This window comes from Acinetobacter sp. GN11 (assembly GCF_054823985.1).
In genome coordinates, this window is sequence record NZ_JRVL01000213.1 from 1 (window position 1) to 4,743 (window position 4,743).

General features: G+C 38.0%; 3 protein-coding genes. All 3 read right to left on the bottom strand.

Going from position 1 to position 4,743, the window contains the following annotated elements:
• Positions 1–122: 122 nt before the first annotated feature.
• Positions 123–1,106 (bottom strand): PoNe immunity protein domain-containing protein, encoded by a 984-nt coding sequence (locus NL42_RS16340; RefSeq protein ID WP_461313540.1) that lies wholly within the window; start codon positions 1,104–1,106, stop codon positions 123–125.
• 30 nt (positions 1,107–1,136) lie between these two features.
• Positions 1,137–2,489, bottom strand: coding sequence for a hypothetical protein (locus NL42_RS16345; protein ID WP_202742446.1), 1,353 nt, complete (start codon positions 2,487–2,489; stop codon positions 1,137–1,139).
• A 12-nt stretch (positions 2,490–2,501) separates the two neighbouring features.
• On the bottom strand, positions 2,502–4,743 hold a 2,242-nt coding region (locus NL42_RS16350), incomplete at its 5' end, for a DUF2345 domain-containing protein (protein ID WP_461313541.1).

Here is a 4,743-nt window from a genome sequence, read left to right on the forward strand (position 1 = left end):
AATTTAATATATGTAAATTTGATTAATTTCCTATATTTATTCCTACCTCAAAACTATTTTTGATCATTTACTACATTTTAGAACTATCTTTTGTAGATAAGAATGCCCTATTGGGCATTCAATTAATTCTCACCATCCCAATACCAATATACCTCTCCCCAATCCATTTCAATAAGTGTGGGAAGAAATTCATCCTGAACAAAATACCGGCGTAAATTTGGCTGTGCAGGTGTTCGCCAATAACCAGTTCTTGTACATTTCTCCCCCCCTCTTAATTTTATTTGTATTACATCATCATTTACTGCTTTTATTTTTGTTTGATTACGAGCCCACTGTACAATATCTTTAGGGTAAAAGAGATGTTTATATAAGGAACTATCATCTAAATCAAGTAAATAAACTAATGCAGCTGCTTCAAATGCCCAATAACCTACATAGGAACTTTTATTTTCTAAATCCAAGTGACTATTATACCAAATTTCATTTCTATTCATTTGATACCAATTTGATAAGTATTCATCCAAAAGCTCTACTGAATGCTTTTTATCACTTTTTACTAAAACATTATCAATCACATCACATAACTTAACATAACTTAAGGAAAATAAATTTCCTTCATTGATAGTTGGATGAGTAGAATCATTTAACTTAAAAAATTTATTAATAATTTCATCTTCGCCTGTATGACTATCTCCCTCACCATTAACTAAAGAGTGAATACGGAGAAAAAGATCATTGCGATGTAGTAAAAAAGCAAGGCTTAATATATTTAAAGTTTCATTTTGGCTAGTAATAACAGAAAGTTTTTCTGATTTATGAAAACGAGCCAATGCTTCTGATTGCTTTTCATAACCATCGATAACTTTTTCAAATAAGGGGATAAGTTCATGTATAGAATGTCCAGCAGTATATGTAAGATACAATAAAGAGGTATATATATCTGTAATTGCAGTCCAACGACTTGCTTCACCACAATTATATTGATCATCTTCAAATGCATCACTTTCTAGATATAGAGGAATTCCTTCCTCATTGTATTCTTTAGTTTTTAAATAATAATCTTCAGTTAGAAATTGCTGCTTACGCTGTTCTGTAAAATTTGACACGTTTTATTCCTCATATCTGACAAGTCAACTTTACTTAGTATGACCATTCTTAATGTTCGCTCGAGTAACTCGATTGTTTAAAGCCTCATCTATTTTAGCTGCCCCCCAAAAGTTTGATGGAGTATGTTCATTTAAATGTTCACTATGATCAACTGGCTGATTATCTTGAATAGATATAGCTAAAACATTTAAGTGTTCTACAGTTTCAGGGTGAGCGTAATTAAAATAAAGTAAATGACGTGAAAATCCTGCAATTTCAACATTTCTTAACGAAGTTTCTCTTAATCTTTTTTTAACCCATTCATCACTCATCTGTTGATTAATTAAAAACTTTTTCTTTGGTATTAATTTCTTCTCAGCTCTTTTTTCTTTTTTAGCACTAGCTCTTTCTATATGCCTTTCTCTCGTATCCTGTTGTTTATCCAAATCATTTAATAGGGAACCTGGTCCTGTACCTTTCCCCATACTTAAACTAGCTTTGGCTTCTATAATGGCGTAACTCTTAGTATTCATAATACCAATATTTTTTTTATCAGATTTCCATATCGCATCAATACCTTGATCATGAATACCTATGTGTAATTTCGTCATAGGGCGTTGTAATTTGGGAGTCAGTTGCTGCCCAGAATCATGAACTGCCTGAATTGCCAACTTGTTAGCAACCCAATAGTCAGCCATATGTTCACCAACACCTCCAACTTCAAGATTTGATAAAACTTTTGAAATATCAACTTTTGATAAAGTCTTACCCTTGCTGCCATGACCATTTCCATTTTGACCAGTTTTACCGTCATAAGTTGTTCCATGGGCAGAATTATTTTGATGACCTTTACCACCACCTACATGCCGTTTATCCGCTGATGATTTAGGAATTTTTGTCTTCCAATGTAAAACTTTTCTTGCGAGTAATTGCACCAAGGATGAAATAGATGCTTCTAAAAAATTAAATGTAATTTCGATACTTTGGTTAATCCAATATTTTGCCCATCTATTGCCTATATTTTTATTAGATGCATTTAAAGCTTCACGTTTACCGCTTCTAATCAACTCTCTTATTTTTGTATCACTGATTATTTCACTCAACCACTGTTCAGGATTCCCATATATTTTACAATGTGTCATGATAAAACGTATTAATTCAAACAGTATTTCCGGTTTTCTGTTTACAATTCTTAACCCTGCTTTTAACCCATCTCCTGGTCCTGGAATAAATCCAATCACGCATAAAATAACTTCAAAATAATTATCATCAGACTTTTCTTGATATAAATTATATGAGGCTCTTGCTAAATCAGCCACATCAAGTGCAACTCCAGCCGGAGAAAAACCAATAGCAATTGCTTGAGTAATAAGTGCTACATCATCTTTATTTAAATCAACCATATACCACCTATTTTAATTTTCAACATCCCAATTTTTTAATAATTCATCAAGCTCTATTTCATCTTGATCTGTAAAGTTTTCTAAAATACTTTCTTCTAAAACTTCAATTTCAACTTTTCTTTCATCTTCACCATACCAGACTGTATAAGATTCATTTATTGGTACATTTGGAATTTTTGCGAACCCTTTATCATCTAAACTTCCTTTAAATTCTTGACCACTTTCAAATACAACTAAATACGGAGCTCCTTTCATCGGTTCTAAGGTAGGCCAATGATAATTTAATTCCAAGAAACTTTTTAATTCACCGAGTGGGGGTAAATTGTATGGAACTTTTTCCCCTGATTGGAACAAATGCTGCCCAGCCTTAACCTCAAATTTACCACCAGTGACAGGGAAAATTCCCGAGCCATTAATCTTGATTTGAGAACCACCCGCTGTGATAACGATTTCTTTAGAAGCACTAATTTCAATTTTGTCTTCTGTTGAAATAATCTGAACAGCTTTACGGGCAATTAAATCTGCTCCATCGCCTTGTGCTTGTATCTCGACTTTGCCTTTGCCTGCATATAATCTCGCCCCTTCTTGAGCTGCAAAAAGGCTAATTTTATTTTGGGCGTGCGCAATCAGGTTCTTTTGAGTGGTCAGATTAATGCTGTCTCCAGCAATTTGACTTAACTGAGCATCTGCGCTGAGGTGAATGTCTTCATTACTGGCTAAAACAATACTGTTAGGTGCGGTTAATATCATCAAGGCTTGCTTAAAAGCGGCAGCTTTGTCTTGATCTTTTTCTTCAATCTGTTCCAAGAAAGTTTTTAGATTCTCAAGCACTTCCAATGGATCAGTTTGCTGATTTTTAGCAACTTCACTGAGGGCTTTGGCGTTGTTGAGGCCACCTTCTATTTGTTGTTTGGCCTCATTTGCATCGAGGTGTACACCTTGAGCTTGGTCTTGTTTATGGGTACTAATGAGTAAACCACTGCCTGCTCTTACCGCGCCCCACTGGTCTGTTCGTAGCTCAAAACCTTCACCTCGACCTTCACTTTCCGCTTTGTCTTTTGGATGGCTTAAGTTACCCAAGTTAAGTTGGCTGGCTGCATGGCTACTTTGTAGCTGGGCACTGATTTGCCCTGTGGTGTCATCAAAACTTAGTTGGTTAAAGCCTTTGCCGTCGACTTCTTCGGAGCGGATGCCACTGAGCTTTTTAGTGTCAGGTAGCTGGCCTTTCTGGTCGAACTGGGTTGGATGGCGTTCGGCTTCATGAATACGACCCACCACAAATGGACGGTCAATGTTTCCGTCAAAGAAGTCGATGACAACAATCTCACCCACGCGAGGCAAGAAGCGTGCGCCATAACCTGCACCTGCCCATGGGGTCAGCACATCGATCCAAGCCGAGTCGGTGTCATTGTCGTTACTTCCTGCTCCACCGTCATGGCTTTGATCATCTGTTCGGGTAAACAGGAAACGGACTTTAATACGCCCCCACTGGTCAACATGGATGCTTTCACCTTCCAGTCCCACCACTCTAGCGCGCTGCGGGTAAGCGGCTGGTCGATGTTCTAGCGGGCTATACTCAGGCACAGCTTTAATGTTGCGTCGAACGACATTCAGCTCCGCAAAGTGGCGTTGCTCAGGGTTTTGCGTGTCGAGCTGGGCTGCCTTGAGCTTGTCTTTTGGTAACAGGCGCTCGAGTTGCTGCTGTAATTCTTTCGGTAAATTATTCTGGTTATAGTAGTGTTTGCTTAAGATTAAAAATTCTTTATCAGCACTGTCGTGGCGATCAAGTTCAGGGTGGTCATTCAGCTCAAACCAGTAACCCACTTGTGCATCACGGACATTGCCTGAAACGGTAAACTGCTTAGAACTCAAGTGATGGTAAGCATTAATATGCTGGTTCAGCTGTTCAATCTGACTATTGCCTGAAGCAGTGGCTTGGTCTTCACCTTTTAAGTCCTGCATCCAAGCAGGGCTAACGTGCCACGCATCTTCAAGGTTTAAGCTCGCATTGTCATAGTGTTCGCTGTGTTTTTGCGTATCTTGTACGCTACCGCTGCCTTCTTCTTGTTGTAGGGCATCGGCTTGCCAGCGTTGGACATGAACAGACGTTGGCTTTAAGCGTCGCTCTGCTTTGACTTGAGTAATGGTATCGAACTGTTCTGTCGCACTGCTGCGTTGGTAACGTAGGCTACGACGTTCAAGGGCCTGATAATTTTGGTTATCGTCAATTAAACGTAACACTTGTGGCTGAATA

Bases quoted from the DNA above. Each gene is read 5' to 3' on its own strand.
- NL42_RS16345 (WP_202742446.1), bottom strand. From the start codon at position 2,489: ATGGTTGATTTAAATAAAGATGATGTAGCACTTATTACTCAAGCAATT.